Source organism: Rhodococcus sp. IEGM 1351, from assembly GCF_030056875.1.
Classification (GTDB): Bacteria; Actinomycetota; Actinomycetes; order Mycobacteriales; family Mycobacteriaceae; genus Rhodococcus_F; species Rhodococcus_F opacus.
The window spans coordinates 1-2,753 of record NZ_JASHKU010000072.1 but is presented as its reverse complement, the minus strand read 5'-3'; the positions used below and the strand labels follow the sequence as shown (position 1 = coordinate 2,753).

Genomic DNA, 2,753 nt, shown 5'->3' with positions numbered 1-2,753 from the left:
CTTTCGGTAACGGATGTTCGGCGGTGTCCTACTCTCCCACACCCTGTCGGGTGCAGTACCATCGGCGCTGGAGGGCTTAGCTTCCGGGTTCGGAATGGGACCGGGCGTTTCCCCTCCGCTATGGCCGCCGTAACTCTATGAAACTGTCACACGGAACATCAGCGAAGACACACACCACAAACAGTGTTGTTGGTGGTGTTCTTCTTCTTCAGTTCTGAAACGTGTGTGTTGTTTCAGATACTGCACAGTGGACGCGTAGCTTCTTTGTGGTAAGTCCTCGGCCTATTAGTACCAGTCACCTGCATCCGTTACCGGACTTCCAGTTCTGGCCTATCAACCCGGTGGTCTGCCGGGGGCCTTACCCCCTCGAGGGGGTGAGAAACCTCATCTTGGAACAGGCTTCCCGCTTAGATGCTTTCAGCGGTTATCCCTTCCGAACGTAGCTAACCAGCGGTGCTCCTGGTGGAACAACTGGCACACCAGAGGTTCGTCCGTCCCGGTCCTCTCGTACTAGGGACAGCCTTCCTCAAGTTTCTAACGCGCGCGGCGGATAGAGACCGAACTGTCTCACGACGTTCTAAACCCAGCTCGCGTGCCGCTTTAATGGGCGAACAGCCCAACCCTTGGGACCTACTCCAGCCCCAGGATGCGACGAGCCGACATCGAGGTGCCAAACCATCCCGTCGATATGGACTCTTGGGGAAGATCAGCCTGTTATCCCCGGGGTACCTTTTATCCGTTGAGCGACACCGCTTCCACTTGCCGGTGCCGGATCACTAGTCCCGACTTTCGTCCCTGCTCGACCTGTCAGTCTCACAGTCAAGCTCCCTTGTGCACTTGCACTCGACACCTGATTGCCAACCAGGCTGAGGGAACCTTTGGGCGCCTCCGTTACATTTTGGGAGGCAACCGCCCCAGTTAAACTACCCACCAGGCACTGTCCCTGAACCAGATCATGGTCCGAGGTTAGAGGTCCAATACGATCAGAGTGGTATTTCAACAACGACTCCACACTCACTGGCGTGAGCGCTTCACAGTCTCCCACCTATCCTACACAAACCGAACCGAACACCAATACCAAGCTGTAGTGAAGGTCCCGGGGTCTTTTCGTCCTGCCGCGCGTAACGAGCATCTTTACTCGTAATGCAATTTCGCCGAGTCTATGGTTGAGACAGCTGAGAAGTCGTTACGCCATTCGTGCAGGTCGGAACTTACCCGACAAGGAATTTCGCTACCTTAGGATGGTTATAGTTACCACCGCCGTTTACTGGGGCTTAAATTCTCAGCTTCGCCATTGCTGGCTAACCGGTCCTCTTAACCTTCCAGCACCGGGCAGGCGTCAGTCCGTATACATCGTCTTACGACTTCGCACGGACCTGTGTTTTTAGTAAACAGTCGCTTCTCACTGGTCTCTGCGGCCCCACCCAGCTCACACTGCAAGAGTGATCACCGGACGAGGCCCCCCTTCTCCCGAAGTTACGGGGGCATTTTGCCGAGTTCCTTAACCATAGTTATCTCGATCGCCTTAGTATTCTCTACCTGACCACCTGTGTCGGTTTGGGGTACGGGCCGTGTGAAAGCTCGCTAGAGGCTTTTCTCGGCAGCATAGGATCACTGAATTCGCCTCATTCGGCTATGCGTCACCTCTCAGGCTGTGTGAATGGCGGATTTGCCTACCATTCGCCCTACAGGCTTACACCAGTATTACCACTGACTGGCTCAGCTACCTTCCTGCGTCACCCCATCGCTTGGCTACTACCAGATCAGGTCCCATGCATCCACATCCAGGGCCCCCGAAGGGGCGTAAGGACGCTTCAGGATGGTTAGTATCACTGATTCACCAGGGGCGCGTTCACACGGGTACGGGAATATCAACCCGTTGTCCATCGGCTACGCCTGTCGGCCTCGTCTTAGGTCCCGACTCACCCTGGGCGGATTAACCTGGCCCAGGAACCCTTGGTCATTCGGCGGACGAGTTTCTCACTCGTCTTTCGCTACTCATGCCTGCATTCTCACTCGTGTGGCCTCCACGGCTAGGTCACCCTGCCGCTTCCATGGCCACACGACGCTCCCCTACCCATCCACACCACTGCCCAAGACTCCGCAGAATCAAGGGGGTGCATTGTGTGAATGCCGCAGCTTCGGTGGTGTACTTGAGCCCCGCTACATTGTCGGCGCAGGATCACTTGACCAGTGAGCTATTACGCACTCTTTCAAGGGTGGCTGCTTCTAAGCCAACCTCCTGGTTGTCTTCGCGACCCCACATCCTTTTCCACTTAGTACACGCTTAGGGACCTTAGCTGGCGATCTGGGCTGTTTCCCTCTCGACTACGAACCTTATCGCCCGCAGTCTCACTGCCGCGCTCTCACTCACCGGCATTCGGAGTTTGGCTGATTTCGGTAAGCTTGTGGGCCCCCTAGACCATCCAGTAGCTCTACCTCCGGTGAGAAACACGCGACGCTGCACCTAAATGCATTTCGGGGAGAACCAGCTATCACGGAGTTTGATTGGCCTTTCACCCCTACCCACAGCTCATCCCCTCAGTTTTCAACCTAAGTGGGTTCGGTCCTCCACGACGTCTTACCGTCGCTTCAACCTGGCCATGGGTAGATCACTCCGCTTCGGGTCTAGAACATGCCACTACGGACGCCCTATTCGGACTCGCTTTCGCTACGGCTACCCCACACGGGTTAACCTCGCGACATGCCACTAACTCGCAGGCTCATTCTTCAAAAGGCACGCCATCACCCCC

At 56.0% G+C, this 2,753-nt stretch carries 2 rRNA genes; both read right to left on the bottom strand.

Going from position 1 to position 2,753, the window contains the following annotated elements:
- Positions 1–15 precede the first annotated feature (15 nt).
- Positions 16–132 (bottom strand): 5S ribosomal RNA (gene rrf / locus QM806_RS40770).
- Between the two features lie 133 nt (positions 133–265).
- A 23S ribosomal RNA gene (locus QM806_RS40765) occupies positions 266–2,753 on the bottom strand; the annotation flags it as partial.